The sequence below is a fragment of the Pseudomonas koreensis genome (genome assembly GCF_024169245.1).
Lineage (GTDB): Bacteria > Pseudomonadota > Gammaproteobacteria > Pseudomonadales > Pseudomonadaceae > Aquipseudomonas > Aquipseudomonas koreensis_F.
Window position 1 is genome coordinate 1,288,383 of the sequence record NZ_JALJWP010000001.1, and the last position, 24,250, is coordinate 1,312,632.

Sequence of the window (24,250 nt, forward strand, 5' to 3'; positions counted from 1 at the left end):
AAGTAGGTCATTCAGGAAATATTGAAATCAGGTTTATGGACCTGGTCGGCAAGTATAGGGACTTCGCCCTTTCTAAAGAACCCTCTGCACAAAATTTAACCAGCTGTGGAGAACTCGAGGTTAAAAGAATAAAAAAGAGAGAAATTTATAAAACCTTGTTTTTATGTTTATTCTTACTGAGCAACTTTTCTGTGGATAGATCTCTGCAAACCATATTTCACGCTGTGTACAGAGATTCAAAACCCTGTGTCCACGTGGCGATGAGGCCCTTGGATAACCGGTTTAAGCCTGTGGATTAATGTGCTGCTTATCCACAGGGCGGGTTATATCCAGTTTTCAGGCCCTGTTATCAACTGGCCTTAGCGCCAGTTATTCACAGGGCTTAACCCGCAAAAAACCGCTAGATGGATGTTTCCAGGCGCAAAAAAAACGTCACCGAAGGATCGGTAACGCTTGGAAAGCCTGCGGCAGGACATCAAAAGGCTATTGTGAGAGAACGTAACAGAGGCTAATAATAGCCATTATCATTAACCCACCAGTTTTCCCCATGCCCCTACTCGCCCATACCGCTGCGATCGAGCAAATCTACGAGCAACACCATTCGTGGCTGTATGGCTGGCTCAAGGGCAAACTGCACAACGCCTGCGATGCAGCCGATGTTGCGCATGACACGTTCTTGCGGATCCTCGCGGCGCGTAACGCTACGCAGATTCGTGAGCCACGGGATTATCTGGCTACCGTGGCGCGCGGCCTGGTCGTCGACCGCTATAGAAGGCGCGCCGTTGAAACTGCTTACCTGCAGACATTGGCAAGCCGGCCCGAAGCCGCGGTTATCAGCGAAGAGGACAAGGCGCTGATCATCGAAACTCTGGTCGCTGTGGACAAAGCCTTGGCGGATCTTGGAACGCGAACCCGAAAGATATTCATCCTCTCGCAGGTCGACGGACTGACTTATCAACAGATTGCTGTGCAATTGAAGGTTTCGCTGACCACGGTAAAAAAGCACATGATCCGCGCCCTGACTGAATGCGCCTTGATCATGGCGCAGCAATGATGGCCATCGCTTCAAACCGTCAGATATTCGAAACTGCCGCCAGTTGGTATGTGCAGTTTCAATCCCAGCCACCAAGCCTTGCCGAACAAAAGGCCTGGCAGCTGTGGATAGATAGCGATCCGGCGCATCTGGCGGCGTGGAACCAGATGGAACAATTGCAGCGCCAACTCGGTACGCTGCCGCAGGATCTGAAACGACGTGCGCTCAACAGTGGTCAGCACCGACGCCAGGTACTCAAGCTGTTGCTGCTTGCCGCAGGTACAGGCTTCGTTGGCTGGCATACTCAACGACACACATCCCTTGGCAACGTCTGGGCCGACTATAAAACCGGGGTGGGCCAGCGTCGCACCATCAGCCTGGCCGATGGCAGTCAGATCCAGCTCAACACCGACTCCGCGATCGATGTTTCTTACGACGCAGCGCAACGCCTGATTCGACTGCGCGGGGGGGAAATTCTTGTTCAAACCGGCAAGCTCGGTGATCAGCGGCCGTTTTATGTGCAAACCCGTGACGGGCGGATTCAAGCATTGGGCACCCGGTTCTCGGTGCATCAAATGTCGAGCTCAACACGGGTCGGGGTGCTGGAAGATCGAGTCAGCGTTCAACCTGCGCGGTCATCCACTGGCCCGCTCATCCTGAAAGCAGGCGAAGGTGGGGATTTCGATAGTCGGCATATCGGCCTCATTCATCCTTTCCAACCAGCAGAAGTGGCCTGGACCAACGGCCAGTTGATCGTTCTCGATGCACGCTTGGGCGAAGTCATCGAAGAATTGAGTCGCTATCGCAGCGGCGTATTGTACTGCGATCGCCGCGCAAGGGATCTGCGGGTCTCCGGAACCTTCCGACTCGATTCGACCGACGCAGTGCTGGCCAATCTTCAGGCTTCGTTGCCAATCAAAGTGCGCTATTTCAGCCGTTACTGGGTGTCGATCAGCCACAGCGTTTGACTGAAACAAGGCCCGGGGAAAAATAATTGCGCACAGGGTTATCTTTTTTCGTCCTGACCCGGCCCTACAAGTAATCGCGATCAACGCGGCTCTTCGCCAACTTCAGGGCTAATCCACACATGCGTCTTCCCACGTTCCGTCAGCGTTTATCTCCTCACTGCATTGCCTACAGCTTATTGCTGGCCAGCGCTGCGTCCTGTCTGGTCAGCCATAGCGCCTTCGCGGCGACGGCATCCCAGCGCTATGCCATCGCTGCCGGCCCGCTGGACAATGCGTTGAGCCAGTTCGCCTCCACCGCGAACGTGATTCTGTCGTTCTCGCCGCAACAGACCAGCCGCCTGCGCAGCGCCGGGTTGAGCGGTGACTTCAGCGTCGAACAAGGCTTCGCCCAGTTGCTGCAAGGTTCTGGTTTACAGGCGGTGCCGCAAGCACCCGGCAGCTACATCCTGCAGCCCTTGCCCGAGGGAGATACCCTGGAATTGGCACCGACCAACATCAATGCACAGTTGGCCAATCCAATGGATCTGGATTACGCCGACGTTGGCTACAAAGCGCAAAACAGCCGGATCGGTACGAAAACCAGCACACCGCTGTCGGAAACGCCGCGTTCGGTGTCAGTGGTAACCGGACAACGCATCAAGGATCAGAAATCCCAGACACTCACCGACGTCCTCGGCTACGTGCCGGGGATCTTCGCCCCGCCCTTCGCCGCCGGCGACAGTCTGGCCGGCGATCTGTTTTACATCCGCGGTTTCAACGCCACCGATTACGGTTATGGTCTGCTCCGGGATGGACTGCGCGTGCAGGGCAATCGCTATGACACCAGCACCGAGCCGTACGGACTTGAACGGGTCGAGGTGTTCCGTGGCCCTTCTTCGCTGTTGTATGGCGAAAACGCGCCGGGCGGCTTGGTCAATCTGGTCAGCAAGCGCCCGACTGCCTCGCCTCGAGGTGAAGTGCAATTGGGCTACGGCTCGAACAACCGCCGGCAGATCGGCGTCGATGTCTCCGGCCCGCTCAATGACAGCGGTAATGTCCTCGGGCGCGTGGTGATGCTGGGACGCAAATCCGATACCCAGACCGATCACGTTCCTGACGACCGCATTTATATCGCCCCTTCGCTGACCCTGAATTTCGACGATTTCAATACGCTGACGCTGCTGGCCAACTACCAGAAAGACCATACGAATATGGAGCTCGGTCTGCCGGCCGCCGGCACGTTGCTGAGCAATCCCAACGGCCAGCTATCCAAAGACACCATGCTCGGTGACCCGGACTGGAATACCTTCGAACGGGAAACCTGGAGCACCGGCTACGAGTTCAGCCACTCGTTCAACGATGACTGGCAGTTCCGCCAGAACTCGCGCTACATGCAGTCGCGCATCACTCGCCACGAAACCTGGCCGGGCAATCTGAACAACGCCGGTTTCGGCACGCGGTTGAACGTGACCGCCTACGATCGCTTCAACAAATCCATGGTGTATTCGCTGGATAACCAGCTCGAAGGCAAGTTCCAGGCGGGGGATCTGGAAAACACCGTGCTGTTTGGCGCCAGCTACGATCGCACCTCGTTCAACCAGGACTGGAATGCCGGCATTGTCGGGCCGATCGACATCTACAACCCGGTTTACCTGCGTGATCCGACCACGCCGATTGCCGTACAAAACACTTTGCTTGAGCAGCAGATGAAGGGCGTTTATGCACAGATTCAGAGCAAGTACGACAACTGGCTGTTCCTGCTCGGCGGGCGCCAGGACTGGGTCGACAGTGACTTCCGCGACAAGGTGGCCCGAGGCAGCAACATCAGCTCCGAGGACAAGAAGTTCACCTATCAGGGCGGCGTGATGTATCAGTTCGACAACGGCATGACGCCGTATGTCAGCTATTCCACGGCGTTCGTGCCGGTGCAGCAGATTTCCAATGCCGGCGCCCCACTTGATCCGATTACCAGCAGCCAGTACGAAGTGGGTCTCAAATACGAGCCGATCGGCTGGGATACTGCCTTCACCGCTTCGGTGTATGACCTGCGCAAGAAGGACGACACCTATTTCGACGCAACGACGTCGACCTATCGCCAGGTGGGCGAAAGCCGCGCAAAAGGGGTGGAACTGGAACTCAACAGTAATCTGACGCAGAACCTCAATGTCACGGCGGCTTATACCTATACCGACGCAAAAATCACCAAGGATGCGGCGACGTCGCTGGTCAAAGGTCATCAAATGACCGGCGTGCCGCGCAACCAGGCTTCGGCATGGGCAAAATATCGCTTTCTCGATGGAGATCTGAAAGGCTTGTATGTTGCCGGTGGCGTGCGTTACTTCGACAGTGCCTTTGCCTACACCTCGCCTTCACTTTACGGAAAGCTGGATGCCGGTGACGTGACATTGGTGGACGCGGCCGTCGGTTACCAGATCGATACACATTGGAGTGTCGATCTGAATGCAAAAAACCTGTTCGACAAGGAATATGTGTCGGGCTGCAACGACGCAGGCCGCTGTTCTTGGGGTGAAGACCGCACCCTGCTCGGTACGGTCTCTTATAACTGGTGAACAAAAAAAGGGGCTGTGGATGAATTATCCACAGCCCCTTTTGTTTATTTTCCGATGCAGAAGCTGGAGAAAATCCTTCCGAGCAAATCATCAGAACTGAACGCCCCGGTAATTTCACCCAAGGAATGCTGAGCCTGGCGCAAATCCTCGGCGAGCAACTCGCCAGCGCCCGCCAGGGTCAGTTGCGCGCGGCCATGTTCCAATGCCGCGCTGGCGTGGCGCAGTGCTTCCAGATGTCGGCGTCGCGCGCTGAAGCTGCTCTCCGACGTCTGCTCGTAACCCATGCACGCCTTGAGGTGATCACGCAGCAGGTCAAGGCCTTCGGCGGACTTGGCGCTGAGACTGATCGTCACGTGACCGTCGTCACTGGTTTCCAAAGCGATCGCTTCGCCAGAGAGGTCGGACTTGTTACGGATCAGCGTCACTTTTGCCGGGTCCGGTCGGGTTTCGAGGAATTCCGGCCACAGGGCAAACGGGTCGAGTGCCTCCTGTGCCGTCGCATCGACGACAAGCAGGACCCGATCCGCTTCACCAATGGCTTTCAACGCCCGTTCCACACCGATCTTTTCCACATGATCATCGGTGTCACGCAGTCCTGCGGTATCGACCACGTGCAACGGCATGCCGTCGATGTGGATATGCTCGCGCAGAATGTCCCGCGTGGTACCGGCAATCTCGGTGACGATGGCGGCTTCGCGCCCCGCCAACGCATTCAATAGGCTGGATTTGCCGGCATTCGGCCGACCGGCGATAACCACGGTCATACCATCGCGCAACAACGCACCCTGCCCGGCTTCGCGAAGCACTGTGGATAACTCGTTACGCACTTTGTCGAGCATGCTCAGCACATGGCCATCGGCGAGAAAGTCGATTTCTTCTTCCGGAAAGTCGATTGCGGCTTCGACGTAAATGCGTAGACCAATCAGTTGTTCGGTCAAGTTATGCACACGCTGGGAAAACGCTCCCTGTAATGAACGCAAGGCATTGCGCGCAGCTTGTGCAGAACTGGCTTCGATCAAATCGGCAATCGCCTCGGCCTGGGCCAGATCGAGCTTGTCATTGAGAAAAGCACGTTCGCTGAATTCACCTGGCCGAGCGAGGCGGCAACCCAGTTCCAGACAACGCTTGAGCAACATGTCCAGCACGATTGGCCCGCCGTGGCCCTGCAATTCCAGAACGTCTTCGCCGGTGAACGAGTTCGGACCCGGGAAATACAGGGCCAGACCTTCATCCAGCACCTGCTGATCGTCACTGAAAAACGGCCCGTAGTGGGCGTAACGCGGTTTCAGTTCGCGGCCGCTGATGGCTTTTGCTGCCACGCTGGCCAACGGCCCGGAAATACGGACGATGCCCACACCGCCGCGACCTTGAGCGGTGGCGACAGCGGCGATTGTTTCACGGGGTGTGCTCATAAAGCGGCATCCAGACAAAAGTGGCAGATAGCAAAACGCCCCACTAGGGGGCGTTTTGAGTGGTGTTATCCACAGTGCAAGTTACGCCTCGGCTTTTTTCGTCGCCGCTTCGATCTTACGCGTGATGTACCACTGTTGTGCAATGGACAGGCAGTTGTTCACAACCCAGTACAGCACCAGACCCGCCGGGAACCACAGGAAGAAGAAGGTGAAGATGATTGGCATCATTTTCATCACTTTCGCCTGCATCGGATCCGGAGGCGTCGGGTTCAACTGCTGCTGGATGAACATGGTCGCGCCCATGATGATCGGCAGAATGAAGAACGGATCCTTGATCGACAGGTCGGTGATCCACAGCATGAACGGCGCCTGGCGCATTTCCACGCTTTCCAGCAGAACCCAGTACAGCGACAGGAAGACCGGCATCTGCACGAGGATCGGCAAGCAGCCGCCCAGTGGATTGATCTTCTCTTTCTTGTACAGCTCCATCATGGCTTGCGACATTTTCTGCCGGTCATCGCCATGTTGCTCTTTCAGCGCGGCCAGTTTCGGGGCTACTGCACGCATGCGCGCCATCGATTTGTAGCTGGCGGCCGACAGGGGGAAGAAAATCCCTTTGATCAGCATGGTCAGGAAGATGATCGACCAGCCCCAGTTGCCAACGATGGCATGGATGTGTTGCAGCAACCAGAAGATCGGCTGGGCAATGAACCACAGGATGCCGTAGTCGACGGTCAGTTCCAGACCTGGGGACAACTCTTTCAGTACCGCCTGACTTTTCGGACCGGCATACAGCACAGCGCTGGTTTCAACCTTGGCGCCCGGAGCAGCGGTCAAGGTAGGACCGGTGTAACCGATGATGTAGTTGCCTTTGCTGTCTTTACGGGTCTGGACGATATTGTTTTCGCCCTTCGCCGGAATCCACGCAGTCACGAAGTAGTGCTGCAGCCAGGCCACCCAACCACCGGTGACGGTTTCCTTGAGCTGCGCCTTGTCCATGTCCTTCATCGACACTTTCTTGTACGGCTCGGAACTTGTCCACAGGGCGGCGCCCAGGTAAGTCGCGGTGCCGGTAGCAGTTGTCGACGATGGATCAGCGCTGGCGTCGCGCTTCAGTTGGGCAAACATTGCCCCGTTCCAGGGCTGAGCGCTCTGGTTATCCACAATGTAGGAAACGGCAACATCGTACAGGCCACGTTTCACGGTGAAACGCTTGATGTAGTTGACGTCGTCTTTGCTGAATTTCAGGTCAACGACGAGTTGATCCTGACCGTCAGCCAGTTGGTAAACCTTCTTCTCCGAGGAATAAACCGGACGACCGGCCGGGTTTGCATCCGGGCCGTTGGTACCGATCAGACCGCTTTGCGCCAGATACACACGTTCGCCGCCATTATCGAACAGCTGGAACGGCACATCAGGACGATCCTGACGACGTGGATACAGAGGCAGAGTCAGTTGCGCAACGTCGCCACCCTGTGGATCGATCGCCAGATCGAGCACATCGGTCTTGACCTGAATCAGGTCCTTGCTGGCGGCGACCGGCGTTTCGGCAGGTGCGCTGGTATCGCTGGCGGCGCGTGGAATATCGTCACTGGCGGCATTTGTGCCAGTGGCGGTGTCCGGCAAACCGGATGTAGTCGTACTGGAAGCAACATTCTGAGTCGGCAGGGCAGCCTGACCATAATCCTGGTTCCATTTAAGAACCATGACGTAGGACACGATTGCCAGGGCGACGATCAGGATCGTGCGTTTGATATCCATGATTACTCGGCCATCGAAGAAGAACGGGAGGTAGGGACAGGTGGAACCGGGTCATAACCACCGGGATTCCACGGATGACAGCGACCTAAACGACGAAAGGTCAGCCAGCCACCGCGCAGAAGGCCATGATTTTCAATGGCTTCATACGCGTAGCAGGAACAACTGGGGTAGAAGCGACAGTGGCTGGCCATTAAAGGACTAATGGCATAGCGATAAAACTGGATCGGAACGAGGGCCAGTTTACGCATCGGTACTGTCTACCCCTACAGTTTCGGGTTTGACTGCCGGAACTGGCTTGTTGCGCGCCAGACGTTTCCAGAGCTTGCCGAAATGCTGAATCAATTCGGGGTTTTCTACATCACCCAAACCTTTGCGCGCGACGATAACGATGTCCCAGCCGACCAGTGAATCCTGGTGCAGACGGAACGATTCGCGCATCAGACGTTTGAGGCGATTGCGCTCAACGGAGAGCTTTACGCTCTTTTTCCCGATAACCAACCCGAGACGGGGGTGATCAAGATCGTTGTTGCGTGCAAGGAGCAGGAGATTTTTCCCCGGAACCTTGCCGGTAGGGGAGTCAAAGACTGCCTTGAAATGCCGGGGAGTAAGCAGACGCTTTTCCCGACTGAAGTCCTGACTCACCTCCAGTACCGGATTATCAAACTGCCAGACGCGCACGACCTTTGGCGCGACGACGCGACAGGACTGCGCGGCCGTTCTTGGTAGCCATGCGAGCACGGAAACCGTGGGTACGAGCGCGTTTGATAGTGCTTGGTTGGAAAGTACGTTTCATGTCGTGTTACCTGGTTCGTCCACAACGGGCCGGAATGGCCCCCGTTTTAAGAGACCGGGGATTCTAGAGAAAGCAAGCCCTCAGGTCAATTTCCAACCAGCGTTTCCTTATAAATAGATCTGCACAGGGTCTGAGCTCGAAAGCCTGTCAGCCAGATATAAAAATAAAGAAGGGAATTATTTAAAGCTTTTCTGTAAAGCTTGTAAAAGCTAGACCCACCATCTTCTGTGGATAACTGCTACCAGGCCTTATTCTGTGTGGTGTACAGAGAATGACAACTACAGTGGAAAACCGTGTTCAGCCTGTGCTGCGCTGTCGGATAAGCTGTGTGTGGAATGGTCTGTTATCCACAGGCAGGTTATCCACCGAGTTTCGCCCCCGGTTGTCCAGTGCCCTCACAGGCGGTTATCCACAGGGCTTATTCACATGCCGTTGGTCGCCTTTAAAGGCGTTAATGCATTGATAAATGATGGTGATGGCTCTACCTGCATGTGGATAAGTGAACGGCTCGCCGCTACAATGGCCGCTTGTTTTTGCCTCACCGGCTTTCAACTTAGGGGATATCCGTGTCAGTGGAACTTTGGCAGCAGTGCGTGGAGCTTTTGCGCGAGGAGCTGCCTGCCCAACAATTCAACACCTGGATCCGTCCACTACAGGTCGAAGCCGAAGGCGACGAGTTGCGCGTCTACGCACCGAATCGTTTCGTGCTGGACTGGGTCAACGAAAAGTACCTGGGTCGCGTCCTTGAACTGCTGGATGAGCATGGCAATGGCTCGACGCCGGCGCTGTCCTTATTAATAGGCAGCAAGCGCAGCTCGGCACCCCGTGCCGCACCGAATGCGCCACTGGCGGCCGCGCAGGTCTCCCAGGCGCAGGCCAATAACGTACCGGCGAGCAACCCGGCCCCTGCGCCGGCCAAGCGCTCCACGCAGAAAACCGCTGAAGTCAGCGAAGAGCCGTCCCGCGACAGCTTCGATCCGATGGCCGGCGCCGCTTCGCAGCAGGCCCCGGTTCGCGCCGAGCAACGCACTGTGCAGGTTGAGGGTGCGCTCAAGCACACCAGTTACCTGAACCGCACGTTCACCTTCGAAAATTTCGTTGAGGGTAAATCCAACCAGCTCGCCCGTGCGGCGGCCTGGCAGGTGGCCGACAATCCCAAGCACGGCTACAACCCACTCTTCCTTTATGGTGGCGTTGGTCTGGGTAAGACCCACTTGATGCACGCGGTGGGCAACCATCTATTAAAGAAGAATCCGAATGCCAAGGTCGTGTACCTGCATTCCGAGCGTTTCGTGGCCGACATGGTCAAGGCGTTGCAACTGAACGCGATCAATGAATTCAAGCGTTTCTACCGTTCGGTGGACGCCCTGCTGATCGATGACATTCAGTTCTTCGCCCGCAAGGAGCGTTCCCAGGAAGAGTTTTTCCACACCTTCAACGCCCTGCTTGAAGGTGGCCAGCAGGTCATTCTGACTAGTGACCGCTATCCGAAAGAAATCGAAGGCCTTGAAGAGCGCCTGAAATCCCGCTTCGGCTGGGGCCTGACGGTTGCCGTCGAGCCGCCGGAGCTGGAAACCCGTGTGGCGATCCTGATGAAGAAGGCCGATCAGGCCAAAGTCGAGTTGCCCCATGACGCCGCGTTCTTCATCGCCCAGCGCATTCGCTCCAACGTTCGTGAGCTGGAAGGTGCGCTCAAACGCGTGATCGCCCACTCGCACTTCATGGGCCGCGACATCACCATCGAGCTGATTCGCGAATCCCTGAAAGACCTGTTGGCATTGCAGGACAAACTGGTCTCTGTGGATAACATTCAGCGCACCGTCGCCGAGTACTACAAGATCAAGATCTCTGACTTGCTGTCCAAGCGTCGTTCGCGCTCGGTGGCTCGTCCGCGTCAGGTGGCCATGGCGTTGTCCAAGGAACTGACCAACCATAGCCTGCCGGAAATCGGCGATGTGTTTGGCGGCCGCGACCACACCACCGTGTTGCACGCCTGCCGCAAGATCAATGAACTTAAGGAATCCGACGCGGACATCCGCGAGGACTACAAGAACCTGCTGCGTACACTGACCACTTGATGAACACCAGCGCAGCTTATTAAGGCAAGGGACTAGACCATGCATTTCACCATTCAACGCGAAGCCCTGTTGAAACCCCTGCAACTGGTCGCAGGCGTCGTCGAGCGCCGACAGACCTTGCCGGTACTCTCCAACGTGCTGCTGGTTGTCGAAGGCCAGCAACTGTCGCTGACCGGTACCGACCTTGAAGTCGAACTGGTTGGTCGTGTGCAACTCGAAGAGCCGGCTGAAACAGGTTCCATCACCGTGCCTGCGCGCAAGCTGATGGATATCTGCAAAAGCCTGCCCAACGATGCACTGATCGACATCAAGGTCGACGAGCAGAAGCTGGTGGTGAAGGCAGGCCGTAGCCGCTTCACCCTGTCGACTCTGCCGGCCAACGATTTCCCGACTGTAGAAGAAGGTCCGGGCTCGCTGACTTGCAGCCTTGAACAAAGCAAACTGCGTCGTCTGATTGAACGCACCAGCTTCGCCATGGCCCAGCAGGACGTGCGTTATTACCTCAACGGCATGCTGCTGGAAGTGTCTGAAGGCATCATTCGCGCGGTAGCCACCGACGGTCACCGTCTGGCCATGTGCTCGATGAAAGCCGATATCGGCCAGCCTGATCGCCATCAGGTGATCGTACCGCGCAAAGGTATCCTTGAGCTGGCACGTCTGCTCACCGAGCCGGACGGCAACGTCAGCATCGTGCTGGGCCAACACCACATCCGCGCCACCACGGGCGAGTTCACTTTCACCTCGAAACTGGTCGACGGCAAATTCCCGGATTACGAGCGCGTGCTGCCGAAGGGCGGCGACAAGCTGGTATTGGGCGATCGCCAGGCCTTGCGCGAAGCGTTCAGCCGTACCGCGATTCTGTCCAACGAAAAGTACCGTGGTATCCGTCTGCAATTGGCCAGCGGTCAGTTGAAGATTCAAGCCAATAACCCGGAACAGGAAGAAGCGGAAGAAGAAGTGGGCGTTGAATACAACGGCGGCTCCCTGGAAATCGGCTTTAACGTCAGCTACCTGCTCGACGTGCTGGGCGTGATGACCACCGAGCAGGTTCGCCTGATCCTGTCCGACTCCAACAGCAGCGCGCTGGTGCAAGAGTCCGACAATGACGACTCGGCTTACGTTGTCATGCCGATGCGTCTGTAATCAGCTGATCCTGAATGTCGTTAAGTCGTGTTTCGGTCACCGCGGTGCGCAATCTGCACCCGGTGACCTTCTCCCCCTCCCCCCGCATCAACATTCTTTACGGCGCCAACGGCAGCGGCAAAACCAGTGTTCTGGAAGCCATTCATCTGCTGGGGCTCGCCCGTTCGTTTCGCAGCACGCGGCTTTTGCCGGTGATTCAGTACGAACAGCTCGCGTGTACCGTGTTTGGTCAGGTTGAACTGGCTGAAGGCGGGCACAGTGCCTTGGGTATTTCCCGCGATCGTCAGGGCGAGTTCCAGATTCGCATCGACGGCCAGAACGCCCGCAGCGCCGCGCAGCTGGCGGAGATCCTGCCACTGCAGTTGATCAACCCCGACAGCTTCCGCCTGCTGGAAGGTGCGCCGAAGATTCGCCGGCAGTTTCTCGACTGGGGTGTGTTTCACGTCGAACCGCGTTTCATGGCGACATGGCAGCGTTTGCAGAAGGCCTTGCGCCAGAGAAACTCCTGGCTGCGGCATGGTACACTTGACGCCGTTTCGCAAGCGGTTTGGGACAGGGAACTGTGCCAGGCCAGCGCTGAAATCGATGAATACCGTCGCGCTTACATCACAGCCTTGAAACCGGTCTTCGAACAGACCTTGAGCGAACTGGTTGAGCTCGAGGGTTTGACGCTCAGCTATTACCGAGGCTGGGACAAGGACCGCGATTTGAGCGCCGTACTGGCTGGATCCGTGCAACGGGACCAGCAGATGGGGCATACCCAGGCCGGCCCGCAACGCGCTGATTTGCGTCTCAGATTGGGCGCACACAATGCCGCGGACATCTTGTCTCGGGGTCAGCAGAAGCTGGTGGTCTGTGCGCTACGGATTGCCCAGGGGCACCTGGTCAGCCAGGCCCGCCGCGGTCAGTGTATTTATCTGGTGGATGACTTGCCGTCCGAGCTGGACGAGAGTCACCGTCACGCGCTGTGCCGCTTGCTGGAAGACTTACGCTGCCAGGTGTTCATCACCTGTGTAGATCACGAATTACTGAGGGAAGGCTGGCAGACTGAAACGCCAGTCGCTTTGTTCCACGTGGAACAGGGCCGTATCACCCAGACCCACGACCACCGGGAGTGAAGGCATTGAGCGAAGAAAATACGTACGACTCAACGAGCATTAAAGTGCTGAAAGGCCTGGATGCCGTACGCAAACGTCCCGGTATGTACATTGGTGACACCGACGATGGCAGCGGTCTGCACCACATGGTGTTCGAGGTGGTCGACAACTCGATCGACGAAGCCCTCGCCGGCCATTGCGACGACATCAGCATCATCATCCACCCGGACGAGTCCATCACCGTTAAAGACAACGGTCGTGGCATCCCGGTAGACGTGCATAAAGAGGAAGGCGTTTCCGCCGCCGAGGTCATCATGACCGTCCTCCATGCTGGCGGTAAGTTCGATGACAACTCCTACAAGGTCTCCGGCGGTCTGCACGGTGTAGGTGTGTCGGTAGTGAACGCATTGTCCGAAGAACTGGTGCTGACCGTTCGCCGCAGCGGCAAGATCTGGGAACAGACCTACGTCCACGGCGTGCCTCAGGCACCGATGGCCATTGTTGGCGACAGCGAAACAACCGGTACCCAGATCCACTTCAAGGCTTCCAGCGAAACCTTCAAGAACATTCACTTCAGCTGGGACATCCTCGCCAAGCGCATTCGTGAACTGTCCTTCCTCAACTCCGGTGTCGGCATCGTCCTCAAGGATGAGCGCAGCGGCAAGGAAGAACTGTTCAAGTACGAAGGCGGCCTGCGAGCATTCGTTGAATACCTGAACACCAACAAGACTGCGGTCAACCAGGTGTTCCACTTCAACATCCAGCGCGAAGACGGCATCGGCGTGGAAATCGCCCTGCAGTGGAACGACAGCTTCAACGAGAACCTGTTGTGCTTCACCAACAACATTCCGCAGCGCGACGGCGGCACCCACCTGGTGGGCTTCCGCTCGGCGCTGACGCGTAACCTGAACAACTACATCGAGCAGGAAGGTCTGGCGAAGAAGCACAAAGTCGCCACCACCGGTGACGACGCCCGTGAAGGCCTGACCGCGATCATCTCGGTGAAAGTGCCGGATCCGAAGTTCAGCTCGCAGACCAAAGACAAGCTCGTATCTTCCGAAGTGAAGACCGCGGTCGAACAGGAAATGGGCAAGTACTTCTCCGACTTCCTGCTGGAAAACCCCAACGAAGCCAAGCTGGTGGTCGGCAAGATGATTGACGCCGCCCGTGCCCGGGAAGCCGCGCGCAAGGCCCGTGAGATGACCCGCCGCAAGGGCGCGCTGGACATCGCCGGCCTGCCGGGCAAGCTTGCTGACTGCCAGGAAAAAGACCCGGCGCTGTCCGAACTCTATCTGGTGGAAGGTGACTCCGCGGGCGGCTCTGCCAAGCAGGGACGTAACCGCAAGACCCAGGCCATTTTGCCGTTGAAGGGCAAGATCCTCAACGTCGAGAAGGCCCGTTTCGACAAGATGATCTCGTCCCAGGAAGTGGGCACGCTGATCACCGCGCTGGGCTGCGGCATCGGGCGCGAAGAGTACAACATCGACAAGCTGCGCTATCACAACATCATCATCATGACCGATGCTGACGTCGACGGTTCGCACATCCGTACCCTGCTGCTGACCTTCTTCTTCCGTCAGTTGCCCGAGCTGATCGAGCGCGGCTACATCTACATTGCCCAGCCGCCGCTGTACAAGGTCAAGAAAGGCAAGCAAGAGCAATACATCAAAGACGACGACGCCATGGAAGAGTACATGACGCAGTCGGCCCTGGAAGATGCAAGCCTGCACCTGAACGAAGAAGCCCCGGGCATTTCCGGTGAAGCGCTCGAGCGTCTGGTGAATGACTTCCGCATGGTCATGAAGACCCTCAAGCGTCTGTCGCGCCTGTACCCGCAGGAGCTGACCGAGCACTTCATCTACCTGCCGGCCGTCAGCCTCGAAACCCTCGGCGACCACGCAGCGATGCAAGAGTGGCTGGCCCAGTACGAAGTTCGCCTGCGTACCAACGAGAAGTCCGGCCTGGTCTACAAGGCCAGCCTGCGTGAAGACCGTGAACGTGGCGTCTGGCTGCCAGAGGTCGAGCTGATCTCCCACGGCCTGTCGAACTACGTCACCTTCAACCGCGACTTCTTCGGCAGCAATGATTACAAAACCGTGGTCACCCTGGGCGCGCAACTGAGTACCCTGCTCGACGAAGGCGCATACATTCAGCGTGGCGAACGCAAGAAAGCCGTTACCGAGTTCAAGGAAGCCCTGGACTGGCTGATGGCCGAAAGCACCAAGCGCCACACCATCCAGCGCTACAAAGGTCTGGGCGAAATGAACCCGGATCAGCTGTGGGAAACCACCATGGACCCGAGCGTGCGGCGCATGCTGAAAGTCACCATCGAAGACGCCATCGGTGCAGACCAGATCTTCAACACCCTGATGGGTGATGCGGTCGAACCTCGCCGAGACTTCATCGAAAGCAACGCGTTGGCGGTTTCCAATCTGGATTTCTGATCCCGGTTGTTTGCTCGCTCATGAAAAACCCCGGCCAGTGCGCCGGGGTTTTTTTATGCCTGAGGCAACGAGTTCAGCGATACCACCGGCTGAATGCCCCCGGCTCACCGCGCAGCTCACTCTGCACCGTGGACAGCATGTCGCTCATGCGCTGCACGAAGGTATGGTTTTGCGCCAGTGTCGCCCTGCCCTGCTGGGCAATCGCTCTACGCTCTTCATCATGCTCAAGGTAATAGCCGCAGATTTCGATCAGATCCCGAATGTCGCGGTAGATCACCAGATCTTTGCCGTCGGTGAACAGCCTGTGCAGATCCTCCTTGTCGTTGGTGACGAGGAAACCGCCACAGCTGAGCACATCGAACACGCGCATCGGCAGGCCGGATTCGACGAACGAGCGAATGATGTTGAGGTTGATTTTCGAGCGCTGGAAGATTCTTGGCATCTCAGTGAAGTGGTCGGCATGTCCGACGTAGCTGCCTGTCTGAGCCTGCCATTCCTCGTTACCGTAGACTGCAACGCAAAAGCGTTCTTCGAGCTGTTGGATAACGTCAATGCGTTCCTGCCACGAATGCTCTCTGCCCAGCAGGTAAGCCAGTTTTTCCGCCACCGACAAATAGCGATCGCCCGCGAGCGGGTAGTTGGACTCCAGCTTGAGGGTGCTGATGAATTCATCACCCAGCTGCGTCGACAGGTTCGCGAAACCGTCGGGCCGATCCAGCGAGTCGATCAGGCGCTTGCAACCTTCGCGCGTCTGCGCCGACAGATGCGGCAATATCGAGGTTCGATACTCAGTGCGGGTCAGGTTGGCAACGAAACTGATGTCATATTCCGCCAGTGAATCCGGCGTTTCAAAATCGATCCGACCGATGCGCTCCAGGTTAGCCGCGACCGGCAAATGGTAGACCTGACGAACCCCGCTCTGCCTCAGCCGCCGGGCCACTGCCGCGTCGTAAATGAAGGTAAAGCTGTGGGAATGATTGATGGCCTTGTCGTAGATCGGGTAACACGGGGTATCGATCACCCAGGCCAGGTCAGGGATTTTCAGCAGCTCGCAGACTTCACTGATGTACTGATTGAAGTTGATCGTGAGCACATAGTCGGGTCGCGAACTCATCAGCCCCATGACGTTGTCTTCGTTCAGCGCGAGCGTTGTCACGCGCAGACCCAGAGTCTGCAATGCCTCGGCACAGTCGCCCGAAATGACGGTGGCCTCGAACACTACAATAGAGGCGGCGGTTTTTGATTGTTCGGAATACGCAGTCAATTCCCTCAGACCTTTTTCATCTTTGATAATTTTCCGGCCGTCGTGGCTCACTCATTCCCGGTCGCCACGCTCTCCAACCGATACCCATATCCATAGATCGTCAGCAGTTGCCAACCCCGATCCGCCGTCAGCCCGAGCTTGTTGCGCAGCCGGTAGATGTGCGTATCCAGCGGTCGCGAGGAAGTGGTCTCTTCGTTCGGCCAGAAGCGCTCATACAGATAATCCCGCGACAGCGGCCGACCCAGGTTGCTGAACAGACATCGCGCCAGGCGATATTCGCGCTCGGTCATGAGAATCGGTTTGCCTTCACGGGTGACGGTCAGTTCGGCGTCGTCGAAAGTCAGATCGTGGAACGTCTGCACTTCACCCGCCGCGCTGCGCGGTTGGCTGTGCCGACGCAATACCGCTGCCACCCGCGCCTTCAATTCATTGGGGCGAAACGGCTTGCTGACATAGTCATCGGCGCCGGCATTCAAGGCTTGAACGATATCGTTCTCGCCATCGCGACTGGTGAGCATGATTGCAGCGGGTGGCGCGTCCATGTGTTCGCGGGTCCAGCGCAGCAGCGCCAGGCCGGTCAGGTCCGGTAGTTGCCAGTCGAGGATCAGCAGGTCGAAAGTCTCCCGACGCAGCTGGCGCAACAAGTCTTCGCCGCGCTCGAAGCTGTGCAGTGACCATGGCTGCTCGCCGGCTTCGGCCATTTGTTCCAGGGTTTGCTCAACCCGGCGCAGTTCGGCGGGTTCGTCGTCCAGAATGGCAACGCGCATCGGCGGTGTTCCTTGTCGCTGGGGCTGGGATGTCGACAATAACCACTCTACAGCCGCGATGAAAGAAGCGGCCCGTCGGTGGTCGACGTCCGCTATGATTCTTCGGGTCTACGCCTCAGACCTGAGCCCTATGAAACCATTTCCATTGCCCTGCCCTTTGCCTCATGCGTAACCCTCAACGCCGACGTGAAAGTCGTGAGCCGAGCCAGGTCCAGCGTCTGTTCCGGCGACTGGTGCGCGAGTGGTTGTGGATAAGCCTGGTGCTATTGCCGCTGACTGCCTTGCTGTCTTACCGCGCCCAATTCACTCTGCACAATCCTTCGCTGGCGCCCGGCGCGCTGCTGTCGGTGGCGATGGTGGCATGTGTGCTGGGATTATTGCTGTGGCGGCCTCGTTGGGCGCTGTGGGTCACCTTGGTCGGCATGGCGTGCGCGCTCATCGGCAGCGCAATACTGGCCGAAGTCCGCTACTGGTGGTCGCCAACGCCAGCCGCGCTGGGCATGTTGTTCGGTTACCTGATCTGGAATTGGCGACGCCTGAGCGTAGTCCTGACTTACTTCGGCTGGGAGCTGGCGCGTCTGGACAGCGAGCCGAAAGTCTTCCCGGAACGACGCCGGAGTCGTTTCACCGGTGCCGACCAGTTGCAAGGCCAGATCATGGCGCTCGAACAAGCCATGAGCCGCACCCGCGATACCCGGCGCTTCATTGCCGATGGCCTGGAATACCTGCCGGTGGCGACGCTGATCAGTGATCCGCAGGGCAAGATTCTGCTGGGCAATCGCAAAGCACGCGAATTGTTCGAGGATCCGTTGGTGGGCGATGACGTGCTCGATCAACTGGCACGACTCGGCTATCCGGAATTATCCACAGCGCCGCGACCGCCGCTGGCCACGCTGGCGCTGCTGGAATTTCGCGATCACAAGGAACGCAGTCTGCGCCTGGAAAGAGCGGCGCTGCTGCCGGTCGACGGCGATACGCCGATCGGCTGGTTGCTCAGCCTGACTGACTTGAGTGCCGAGCGTGCGGCTGAGGAGCAGCGCGGTGTTCTGCTGCGCTTTCTCTCCCATGATCTGCGCGCGCCACATTCGGCCATCCTCGCCTTGCTCGATGTGCATCGCCATCAGGTGGGCGCTGATGCGCCATTGTTCGAGCAGATCGAGCGTCAAGTGCGCCGCGCGCTGGATCTGACCGATGGATTCGTCTTGCTGGCGCGAGCTGAGTCCGAGACCTACCAGTTCCGCCCGACGTTATTCGCGATGCTGGTATTGGACGTACTGGATCAGGCCCTGCCTATCGCTCAGCAGAAACAGATCGAACTGCTGAATCAAGTCGATGAAGAATGTCAGGAGCGCCTGCTTATGGCCGATCAGGGATTGCTGACGCGCGCCCTGTTCAACCTGCTGGAGAACGCGATCAAGTACAGCCCGGCAGACACCACTGTGCAACTGAAGGTCAGTTGTCACGGGCAGCGGTTGCGCTGCGAGTTGGCGGATCAGGGCAAGGGGATTGCGGCCGATGAATTGCCTGACCTGTTCAGCCAGTATCGGCGTTTTTCCTCGGCCCAAGGTATCGATGGTGTGGGCCTGGGTTTGTCGATGGTCAAGGCTGTGATCGACCATCATGGCGGCACCATCGAATGTCACAGCGTGGTCAATGCGGGAACCACATTCCGCATCGAGTTGCCGCTGATTGCCGAATGAACGGGCACAAAAAAACCGGCTATAACAGCCGGTTTTTTTACATCCGAATAAAACTTATGCACGGATTTCGTTCAATTCCGCTATTTATAAATATCTATAATAATCAATAAGTTAGAGACCGATTACGGTCTTTTGAAGCGAAAGCGTACACAGGTTATCCACAAAATTCAGACAGCCAGTCGATCACTTGCGGCCGGGGCCTGTGGCGCCGGTGGCAGCGAGCCCATTTCGCGCTGGATTTTCTCGTTCCACGCCTGCACACGATCATTCAGCTCAGCGATGGCGCGCGGCCCGCTGCCTTCGGCATACATCGGTTCGCCGATGACCACGCTGATCACTCCAGACTGTTTACCCCAGCCGATTTTTGGCCAGAATTTGCCGGCATTGTGTGCAATCGGCAGTACCGGAAGCGCCGCATTCACGGCCAATGCGCTGCCACTGCGGGAGAATTTTCCGACGGTGCCGTAGGGGACTCGCGTGCCTTCAGGGAAGATCAGCACCCAGACGTTGTCCTTGAGCAGCTCGTCGCCTTTGGCCGCGACTTGTTTGAGCGCGGCCTTCGGGTTGTCGCGGTCGATGGCGATCGGCCGCAGCATGGCCATGGCCCAGCCGAAGAACGGTACGTAAAGCAATTCGCGCTTGAGCACTTGGCTCAAGGGCGAGAAATAAGCGGAGAGAAAGAATGTCTCCCAAGTGCTCTGGTGGTTCGATTGAATCACGCAGGGCCGGTCCGGCACGTTTTCCGCGCCTTTGATTTCGTAGCGGATACCGAGAAACACCTTGGTCAGCCACAGGGCGCAACGGCACCAGTACACGTTGATGAAACGATAGCGCGCCTTGAAGGACAGGAACGGCGCGATGAAAAAGCTCAGGCTGCACCACAGCAACGCTGTTGTGCCCAGCAGCAGATAAAAAACAAAGATTCTGAAGGCCCGCAGTATCGACATGGCGACGGTTACCGTTACGGGGCAATGCCCGACTGTTCAAGCGCACTCCCGAGCAATCCCTGGCCAGGAAATTCAGAAGTACTCTAGTTGTGGATAAGTTCTGCGGCAATCGCCGCCAGATCGTCAAAAATCAGAGTGCCAACCGGCAGGGTCTTGCCCTGAGTCTTCCCGCCTTTTCCGGTCTTCACCAAAACTGGCTGTGAATCGACGGCTTTGGCGGCCTCCAGGTCACCAAGGCTGTCGCCGACGAACCAGACATTGGCCAGCTCGACGTTGTAATGCGCGGCGATGGTCTTCAGCATCCCCGGTTTCGGCTTGCGGCAATCGCAACCTTCATCCGGGCCATGCGGGCAATAAACGATCAAGCCGACCTCACCGCCCTGCTCCGCCACCAGTTCGCGCAGGCGCGCGTGCATGGCATCGAGGGTGGCGAGGTCGTAATAACCGCGAGCAATGCCCGACTGGTTGGTGGCCACCGCCACCGTCCAGCCGGCCTTGCTCAACTGCGCGATCGCTTCGATCGAGCCGGGCAGCGGAATCCACTCCTCCACCGACTTGATGTAGGCATCGGAGTCGTAGTTGATCACGCCGTCACGATCGAGAATCAGCAGTTTCAACAGCAGTACCTCAACCCAGCAGCGAAATGTCGGCAACACCGAGGAACAGACCACGCAGACGCGCGAGCAGCGCGTAACGGTTGGCCCGCACATTGGCGTCGTCGGCATTGACCATCACCGCATCGAAGAACGCGTCCACCGGCTCGCGCAGTGCCGCCAGGCGGGCCAGCGATTCGTTGTACTGACGCGCCGCGGCCATCGGTTGCACAGCCTGATCCGCTTGCTGGATCGCCGAGTACAGCGAGAACTCGTTGGCATTGTCGAAGTACTTGGCCTCGACCACGGTCGGTACCGAGCCTTCGACTTTGCTCAACAGGTTCGACACACGCTTGTTCACCGCCGCCAGCGCTGCCGCTTCCGGCAGTTTGCGGAAGGCCTGCACCGCTTGTACACGCTGGTCGAAGTCCAGCGCCGAACCCGGCTTGAGCGCACGTACCGACAGGTAAGTTGCGACATCGACGCCTTCGTCTTCATAGCGCGCCCGCAGACGGTCGAAGATGAACTCCAGCACCGCCTCGTTGAGGCCGGCAGCCTTGACCTTGCCGCCGAACGCAGTCACGGCGAAAGCCACGGCGTCGTTCAGGTCGAGATCGAGTTTCTTTTCAATCAGGATACGCAGCACACCCAGCGCAGCACGGCGCAGGGCATATGGGTCTTTGCTGCCGGTTGGCAGCATGCCGATACCGAAGATACCGACCAGGGTGTCGAGCTTGTCGGCGATGGCCACGGCTGCACCGGTCAGGGTCGCCGGCAACTCCGCGCCGGCACCGCGTGGCATGTACTGCTCGTTCAGCGCCAACGCGACGTCCTGCGGCTCGCCGTCATTGAGGGCGTAGTAGTAGCCGGCGACGCCTTGCATCTCCGGGAACTCGCCGACCATTTCGGTGGCCAGGTCGCACTTCGACAGCAGGCCTGCGCGGGCAGCCCACGAAGCGTTGCCGCCGATGCGTGCGGCGATGTACGCGGCCAGTTTCGATACGCGCTCGGCCTTGTCGTAGACGCTGCCGAGTTTTTCCTGGAACACCACGTTCTGCAGGCGCAGGTTGAACGCTTCGAGCTTCTGCTTCTTGTCCTGCTTGAAGAAGAATTCGGCGTCGGTCAGACGTGGGCGCACCACTTTCTCGTTACCGGCGATGATCTGCTGCGGGTCTTTGCTTTCGATGTTGGCCACAGTGATGAAACGTGGCAGCAACTTGCCGTCGGCATCCAGCAGGCAGAAGTACTTCTGGTTGTCCTGCATGGTGGTGATCAGCGCTTCCTGCGGCACGTCGAGGAAACGTTCCTCGAACGAGCACACCAGCGGCACCGGCCATTCGACCAGCGCGGTCACTTCGTCGAGCAGCGCCGGTGGCACGATTGCGGTGCCTTCCTGGCGCGTGGCCAGTTCTTCGGTGCGCTTGCTGATGATCTCGCGACGCTCGTTGGCATCGGCCAATACGTACGCGGCACGCAGGTCGGCGAGGTAGCTCGACGGCGAACCGATACGCACGGCTTCCGGATGATGGAAACGGTGACCACGGGAATCGCGGCCAGCCTTCTGCGCGAGGATCGTGCAGTCGATGACCTGATCACCGAGCAGCATCACCAGCCACTGGGTCGGACGCACGAACTCTTCCTTGCGCGCACCCCAACGCATGCGTTTCGGGATCGGCAGGTCGTTCAACGAATCTTCGACGATGGTCGGCAGCAGGCTCGCGGTCGGCTTGCCGGCGATGTTCTGGCTGTAGCGCAGTTTCGGACCGCTCTGGTCGATTTCGCTCAAGTCGACGCCGCACTTCTTGGCGAAGCCCAGTGCTGCTTGAGTTGGATTGCCGTCAGCGTCGAACGCGGCCTGACGTGGCGGGCCATCGAGGTTGATGCTGCGATCCGGCTGCTGGGTGGCCAGCGCGGTGATCAGCACAGCCAGACGACGCGGCGCGGCATACACGGTTTTGCTTTCGTAGTTCAGGCCGGCGGCTTGCAAGCCCTTGTCGATACCGGCGAGGAACGCTTCAGCCAGCGTGTTCAGGGCTTTTGGCGGCAGTTCTTCGGTGCCCAGTTCAACCAGAAAATCTTGCGCACTCATTGTGCAGCCTCCAGCTTGGCCAGTACTTCGTCACGCAGGTCCGGGGTCGCCATCGGGAAGCCCAGCTTGGCGCGTGCCAGCAGGTAGGCTTGCGCAACGGAACGCGCCAGGGTGCGCACGCGCAGAATGTATTGCTGACGCGCGGTCACCGAGATCGCCCGGCGCGCATCCAGCAGGTTGAAGGTGTGCGACGCCTTCAGCACCATTTCGTAGCTTGGCAACGGCAGCGGTTGGTCGAGTTCGATCAAGCGCTTGGCTTCGCTTTCATAGAAGTCGAACAGCTCGAACAGTTTGTCGACGTTGGCGTGTTCGAAGTTGTAGGTGGACTGCTCCACTTCGTTCTGGTGGAACACATCGCCGTAAGTGACTTTGCCGAACGGGCCGTCAGCCCAGACCAGGTCGTAGACCGAATCCACGCCTTGCAGGTACATGGCCAGGCGCTCGAGCCCGTAGGTGATCTCGCCGGTCACCGGGTAGCACTCGATGCCGCCCGCTTGCTGGAAGTAGGTGAACTGGGTGACTTCCATGCCGTTGAGCCAGACTTCCCAGCCCAGACCCCAGGCGCCGAGGGTCGGCGATTCCCAGTTGTCTTCGACGAAGCGGATGTCGTGGACCAGCGGGTCGAGGCCGACATGCTTGAGCGAGCCCAGATACAGTTCCTGGAAGTTGTCCGGGTTAGGCTTCAGGACAACCTGAAACTGGTAGTAGTGCTGCAGACGGTTCGGGTTTTCGCCGTAACGGCCGTCAGTCGGACGGCGGCTTGGCTGCACGTACGCGGCGTTCCAGGTTTCCGGGCCGATGGCGCGCAGGAAGGTCGCGGTGTGGAAAGTGCCGGCGCCTACTTCCATATCGTAGGGCTGAAGTACCACACAACCTTGCTCGGCCCAGTATTGCTGGAGCGCGAGGATCAAGTCTTGGAAGGTACGCACGGCTGGCGTAGGCTGGCTCACGAAATTCACCTGTTTCTTGGGCTGCGATTTAAAGAGCGGGAGTATACCCGATTCGTTGCTGCGCACGCCCCCTGGAGCCTTATGCCACGCTGCTTTTGGTGTACCGAAGATCCGCTGTACATGGCTTATCACGATCAGGAGTGGGGCACGCCGCTACGCGATGCGCAGGGTTTGTTCGAGTTGCTTTTGCTCGAAGGGTTCCAGGCCGGGCTGTCGTGGATCACCGTGCTGCGCAAACGCGAGCGTTATCGTCAGGTGCTGTTCGGCTTCGATGTGCAGCGCGTGGCGCAGATGAGCGACGCCGAGATCGACGAACTCATGCTCGATCCGGGCATCATTCGCAATCGCCTGAAACTCAACGCCGCGCGGCGCAACGCTCAGGCCTGGCTGGCGCTGGAGGATCCGGTGGCGTTTCTCTGGTCGTTCGTTGGCGACCAACCGATCATCAACCATTTCAAGGATCGCAGCGAGGTCCCGGCGATCACCCCCGAAGCGCTGGCAATGAGCAAGGCTTTGAAAAAAGCCGGCTTCACCTTCGTCGGCCCGACCATTTGCTACGCGCTGATGCAGGCCTCGGGCATGGTCATGGACCACACCCGCGATTGCGACCGCTACGCGCAGCTTGCCAACGGCGGTTAGAATGACCGCCTCGCGCACAGCAC

At 58.2% G+C, this 24,250-nt stretch carries 20 protein-coding genes; 9 read left to right on the forward strand and 11 right to left on the reverse strand.

Going from position 1 to position 24,250, the window contains the following annotated elements; translation table 11 throughout:
- Positions 1-547 precede the first annotated feature (547 nt).
- From J2Y90_RS06000 to J2Y90_RS06010, 3 genes are all read left to right on the forward strand, one after another.
- A complete protein-coding gene (locus J2Y90_RS06000) occupies positions 548-1,054 on the forward strand; it encodes a sigma-70 family RNA polymerase sigma factor (RefSeq protein WP_253497459.1) in 507 nt (168 codons plus the stop codon).
- Complete coding sequence (locus tag J2Y90_RS06005; protein WP_253497462.1) at positions 1,054-2,001, forward strand: FecR domain-containing protein; 948 nt, start codon at positions 1,054-1,056, stop codon at positions 1,999-2,001. The genes J2Y90_RS06000 and J2Y90_RS06005 overlap by 1 nt, the downstream gene beginning before the upstream one ends.
- Before the next feature lie 119 nt (positions 2,002-2,120).
- On the forward strand, positions 2,121-4,550 hold the full coding sequence (locus J2Y90_RS06010; protein WP_253497464.1) for a TonB-dependent siderophore receptor: 2,430 nt from the start codon (positions 2,121-2,123) through the stop codon (positions 4,548-4,550).
- Between the two features lie 44 nt (positions 4,551-4,594).
- On the opposite strand, the gene mnmE is transcribed toward J2Y90_RS06010, so the two are convergent.
- The 5 genes from mnmE to rpmH all read right to left on the reverse strand — a co-directional run bounded on the left by mnmE (position 4,595) and on the right by rpmH (position 8,516).
- Complete coding sequence (mnmE, locus tag J2Y90_RS06015; protein ID WP_253497466.1) at positions 4,595-5,962, reverse strand: tRNA uridine-5-carboxymethylaminomethyl(34) synthesis GTPase MnmE; 1,368 nt, start codon at positions 5,960-5,962, stop codon at positions 4,595-4,597.
- 81 nt (positions 5,963-6,043) lie between these two features.
- On the reverse strand, positions 6,044-7,723 hold the full coding sequence (gene yidC / locus J2Y90_RS06020) for a membrane protein insertase YidC (protein ID WP_253497468.1): 1,680 nt from the start codon (positions 7,721-7,723) through the stop codon (positions 6,044-6,046).
- A 2-nt stretch (positions 7,724-7,725) separates the two neighbouring features.
- Positions 7,726-7,971, reverse strand: coding sequence for a membrane protein insertion efficiency factor YidD (gene yidD, locus J2Y90_RS06025; protein ID WP_027901580.1), 246 nt, complete (start codon positions 7,969-7,971; stop codon positions 7,726-7,728).
- On the reverse strand, positions 7,964-8,365 hold the full coding sequence (rnpA, locus tag J2Y90_RS06030; RefSeq protein WP_253505072.1) for a ribonuclease P protein component: 402 nt from the start codon (positions 8,363-8,365) through the stop codon (positions 7,964-7,966). Before rnpA ends, yidD begins: the two co-directional genes overlap by 8 nt.
- A gap of 16 nt (positions 8,366-8,381) precedes the next feature.
- Positions 8,382-8,516 carry a 50S ribosomal protein L34 gene (rpmH, locus tag J2Y90_RS06035; RefSeq protein WP_003213577.1) on the reverse strand — a complete coding sequence of 45 codons (135 nt, stop codon included), beginning with the start codon at positions 8,514-8,516 and terminating at the stop codon, positions 8,382-8,384.
- A 566-nt stretch (positions 8,517-9,082) separates the two neighbouring features.
- Here rpmH and dnaA point away from each other — a divergent pair.
- Genes dnaA through gyrB form a run of 4 tightly spaced genes read left to right on the forward strand, consistent with a single transcriptional unit; the run spans position 9,083 to position 15,278 of the window.
- Complete coding sequence (gene dnaA / locus J2Y90_RS06040; protein WP_253497470.1) at positions 9,083-10,594, forward strand: chromosomal replication initiator protein DnaA; 1,512 nt, start codon at positions 9,083-9,085, stop codon at positions 10,592-10,594.
- Positions 10,595-10,633: 39 nt separating this feature from the next.
- Positions 10,634-11,737: a DNA polymerase III subunit beta gene (dnaN, locus tag J2Y90_RS06045; RefSeq protein ID WP_007911887.1), complete on the forward strand. Its 1,104-nt coding sequence runs from the start codon at positions 10,634-10,636 to the stop codon at positions 11,735-11,737.
- Between the two features lie 14 nt (positions 11,738-11,751).
- A complete protein-coding gene (gene recF / locus J2Y90_RS06050) occupies positions 11,752-12,855 on the forward strand; it encodes a DNA replication/repair protein RecF (protein WP_253497472.1) in 1,104 nt (367 codons plus the stop codon).
- A 5-nt stretch (positions 12,856-12,860) separates the two neighbouring features.
- The gene (gene gyrB / locus J2Y90_RS06055; RefSeq protein WP_024014948.1) at positions 12,861-15,278 is read left to right on the forward strand and encodes a DNA topoisomerase (ATP-hydrolyzing) subunit B; all 2,418 of its coding nucleotides are present in this window, start codon (positions 12,861-12,863) and stop codon (positions 15,276-15,278) included.
- Positions 15,279-15,351: 73 nt separating this feature from the next.
- Here the strand turns inward: gyrB and J2Y90_RS06060 are convergent, their stop codons facing one another.
- On the reverse strand, positions 15,352-16,542 hold the full coding sequence (locus tag J2Y90_RS06060) for a CgeB family protein (protein WP_253497474.1): 1,191 nt from the start codon (positions 16,540-16,542) through the stop codon (positions 15,352-15,354).
- A gap of 47 nt (positions 16,543-16,589) precedes the next feature.
- The gene (locus J2Y90_RS06065) at positions 16,590-17,309 is read right to left on the reverse strand and encodes a response regulator transcription factor (RefSeq protein WP_253497477.1); all 720 of its coding nucleotides are present in this window, start codon (positions 17,307-17,309) and stop codon (positions 16,590-16,592) included.
- Positions 17,310-17,473: 164 nt separating this feature from the next.
- Between J2Y90_RS06065 and J2Y90_RS06070 the strand changes: the two genes are divergently transcribed.
- Positions 17,474-19,009 (forward strand): sensor histidine kinase, encoded by a 1,536-nt coding sequence (locus J2Y90_RS06070; RefSeq protein ID WP_253497480.1) that lies wholly within the window; start codon positions 17,474-17,476, stop codon positions 19,007-19,009.
- 167 nt (positions 19,010-19,176) lie between these two features.
- Here J2Y90_RS06070 and J2Y90_RS06075 read toward each other — a convergent pair whose 3' ends face one another.
- The 4 genes from J2Y90_RS06075 to glyQ all read right to left on the reverse strand — a co-directional run bounded on the left by J2Y90_RS06075 (position 19,177) and on the right by glyQ (position 23,588).
- Positions 19,177-19,956, reverse strand: coding sequence for a lysophospholipid acyltransferase family protein (locus J2Y90_RS06075; RefSeq protein WP_253497482.1), 780 nt, complete (start codon positions 19,954-19,956; stop codon positions 19,177-19,179).
- Between the two features lie 83 nt (positions 19,957-20,039).
- Complete coding sequence (gene gmhB / locus J2Y90_RS06080; RefSeq protein WP_253505076.1) at positions 20,040-20,579, reverse strand: D-glycero-beta-D-manno-heptose 1,7-bisphosphate 7-phosphatase; 540 nt, start codon at positions 20,577-20,579, stop codon at positions 20,040-20,042.
- A gap of 4 nt (positions 20,580-20,583) precedes the next feature.
- Positions 20,584-22,638 (reverse strand): glycine--tRNA ligase subunit beta, encoded by a 2,055-nt coding sequence (glyS, locus tag J2Y90_RS06085; RefSeq protein WP_253497485.1) that lies wholly within the window; start codon positions 22,636-22,638, stop codon positions 20,584-20,586.
- The gene (gene glyQ / locus J2Y90_RS06090) at positions 22,635-23,588 is read right to left on the reverse strand and encodes a glycine--tRNA ligase subunit alpha (RefSeq protein WP_003187265.1); all 954 of its coding nucleotides are present in this window, start codon (positions 23,586-23,588) and stop codon (positions 22,635-22,637) included. The genes glyS and glyQ overlap by 4 nt, the downstream gene beginning before the upstream one ends.
- 81 nt (positions 23,589-23,669) lie before the next feature.
- On the opposite strand from glyQ, the gene tag reads away from it, so the two are divergent.
- On the forward strand, positions 23,670-24,227 hold the full coding sequence (tag, locus tag J2Y90_RS06095; RefSeq protein WP_253497488.1) for a DNA-3-methyladenine glycosylase I: 558 nt from the start codon (positions 23,670-23,672) through the stop codon (positions 24,225-24,227).
- Positions 24,228-24,250: the final 23 nt, after the last annotated feature.

Excerpts from the sequence above, each read along its gene's own strand:
- dnaN (WP_007911887.1), top strand. The coding sequence starts at position 10,634 with ATGCATTTCACCATTCAACGCGAAGCCCTGTTGAAACCCCTGCAACTG.
- J2Y90_RS06075 (WP_253497482.1), bottom strand. The coding sequence starts at position 19,956 with ATGTCGATACTGCGGGCCTTCAGAATCTTTGTTTTTTATCTGCTGCTG.
- recF (WP_253497472.1), top strand. The coding sequence starts at position 11,752 with ATGTCGTTAAGTCGTGTTTCGGTCACCGCGGTGCGCAATCTGCACCCG.
- J2Y90_RS06000 (WP_253497459.1), top strand. The coding sequence starts at position 548 with ATGCCCCTACTCGCCCATACCGCTGCGATCGAGCAAATCTACGAGCAA.
- tag (WP_253497488.1), top strand. The coding sequence starts at position 23,670 with ATGCCACGCTGCTTTTGGTGTACCGAAGATCCGCTGTACATGGCTTAT.
- J2Y90_RS06070 (WP_253497480.1), top strand. The coding sequence starts at position 17,474 with ATGCGTAACCCTCAACGCCGACGTGAAAGTCGTGAGCCGAGCCAGGTC.
- mnmE (WP_253497466.1), bottom strand. The coding sequence starts at position 5,962 with ATGAGCACACCCCGTGAAACAATCGCCGCTGTCGCCACCGCTCAAGGT.
- J2Y90_RS06065 (WP_253497477.1), bottom strand. The coding sequence starts at position 17,309 with ATGCGCGTTGCCATTCTGGACGACGAACCCGCCGAACTGCGCCGGGTT.
- J2Y90_RS06010 (WP_253497464.1), top strand. The coding sequence starts at position 2,121 with ATGCGTCTTCCCACGTTCCGTCAGCGTTTATCTCCTCACTGCATTGCC.
- yidC (WP_253497468.1), bottom strand. The coding sequence starts at position 7,723 with ATGGATATCAAACGCACGATCCTGATCGTCGCCCTGGCAATCGTGTCC.
- rpmH (WP_003213577.1), bottom strand. The coding sequence starts at position 8,516 with ATGAAACGTACTTTCCAACCAAGCACTATCAAACGCGCTCGTACCCAC.
- J2Y90_RS06005 (WP_253497462.1), top strand. The coding sequence starts at position 1,054 with ATGGCCATCGCTTCAAACCGTCAGATATTCGAAACTGCCGCCAGTTGG.
- glyS (WP_253497485.1), bottom strand. The coding sequence starts at position 22,638 with ATGAGTGCGCAAGATTTTCTGGTTGAACTGGGCACCGAAGAACTGCCG.
- yidD (WP_027901580.1), bottom strand. The coding sequence starts at position 7,971 with ATGCGTAAACTGGCCCTCGTTCCGATCCAGTTTTATCGCTATGCCATT.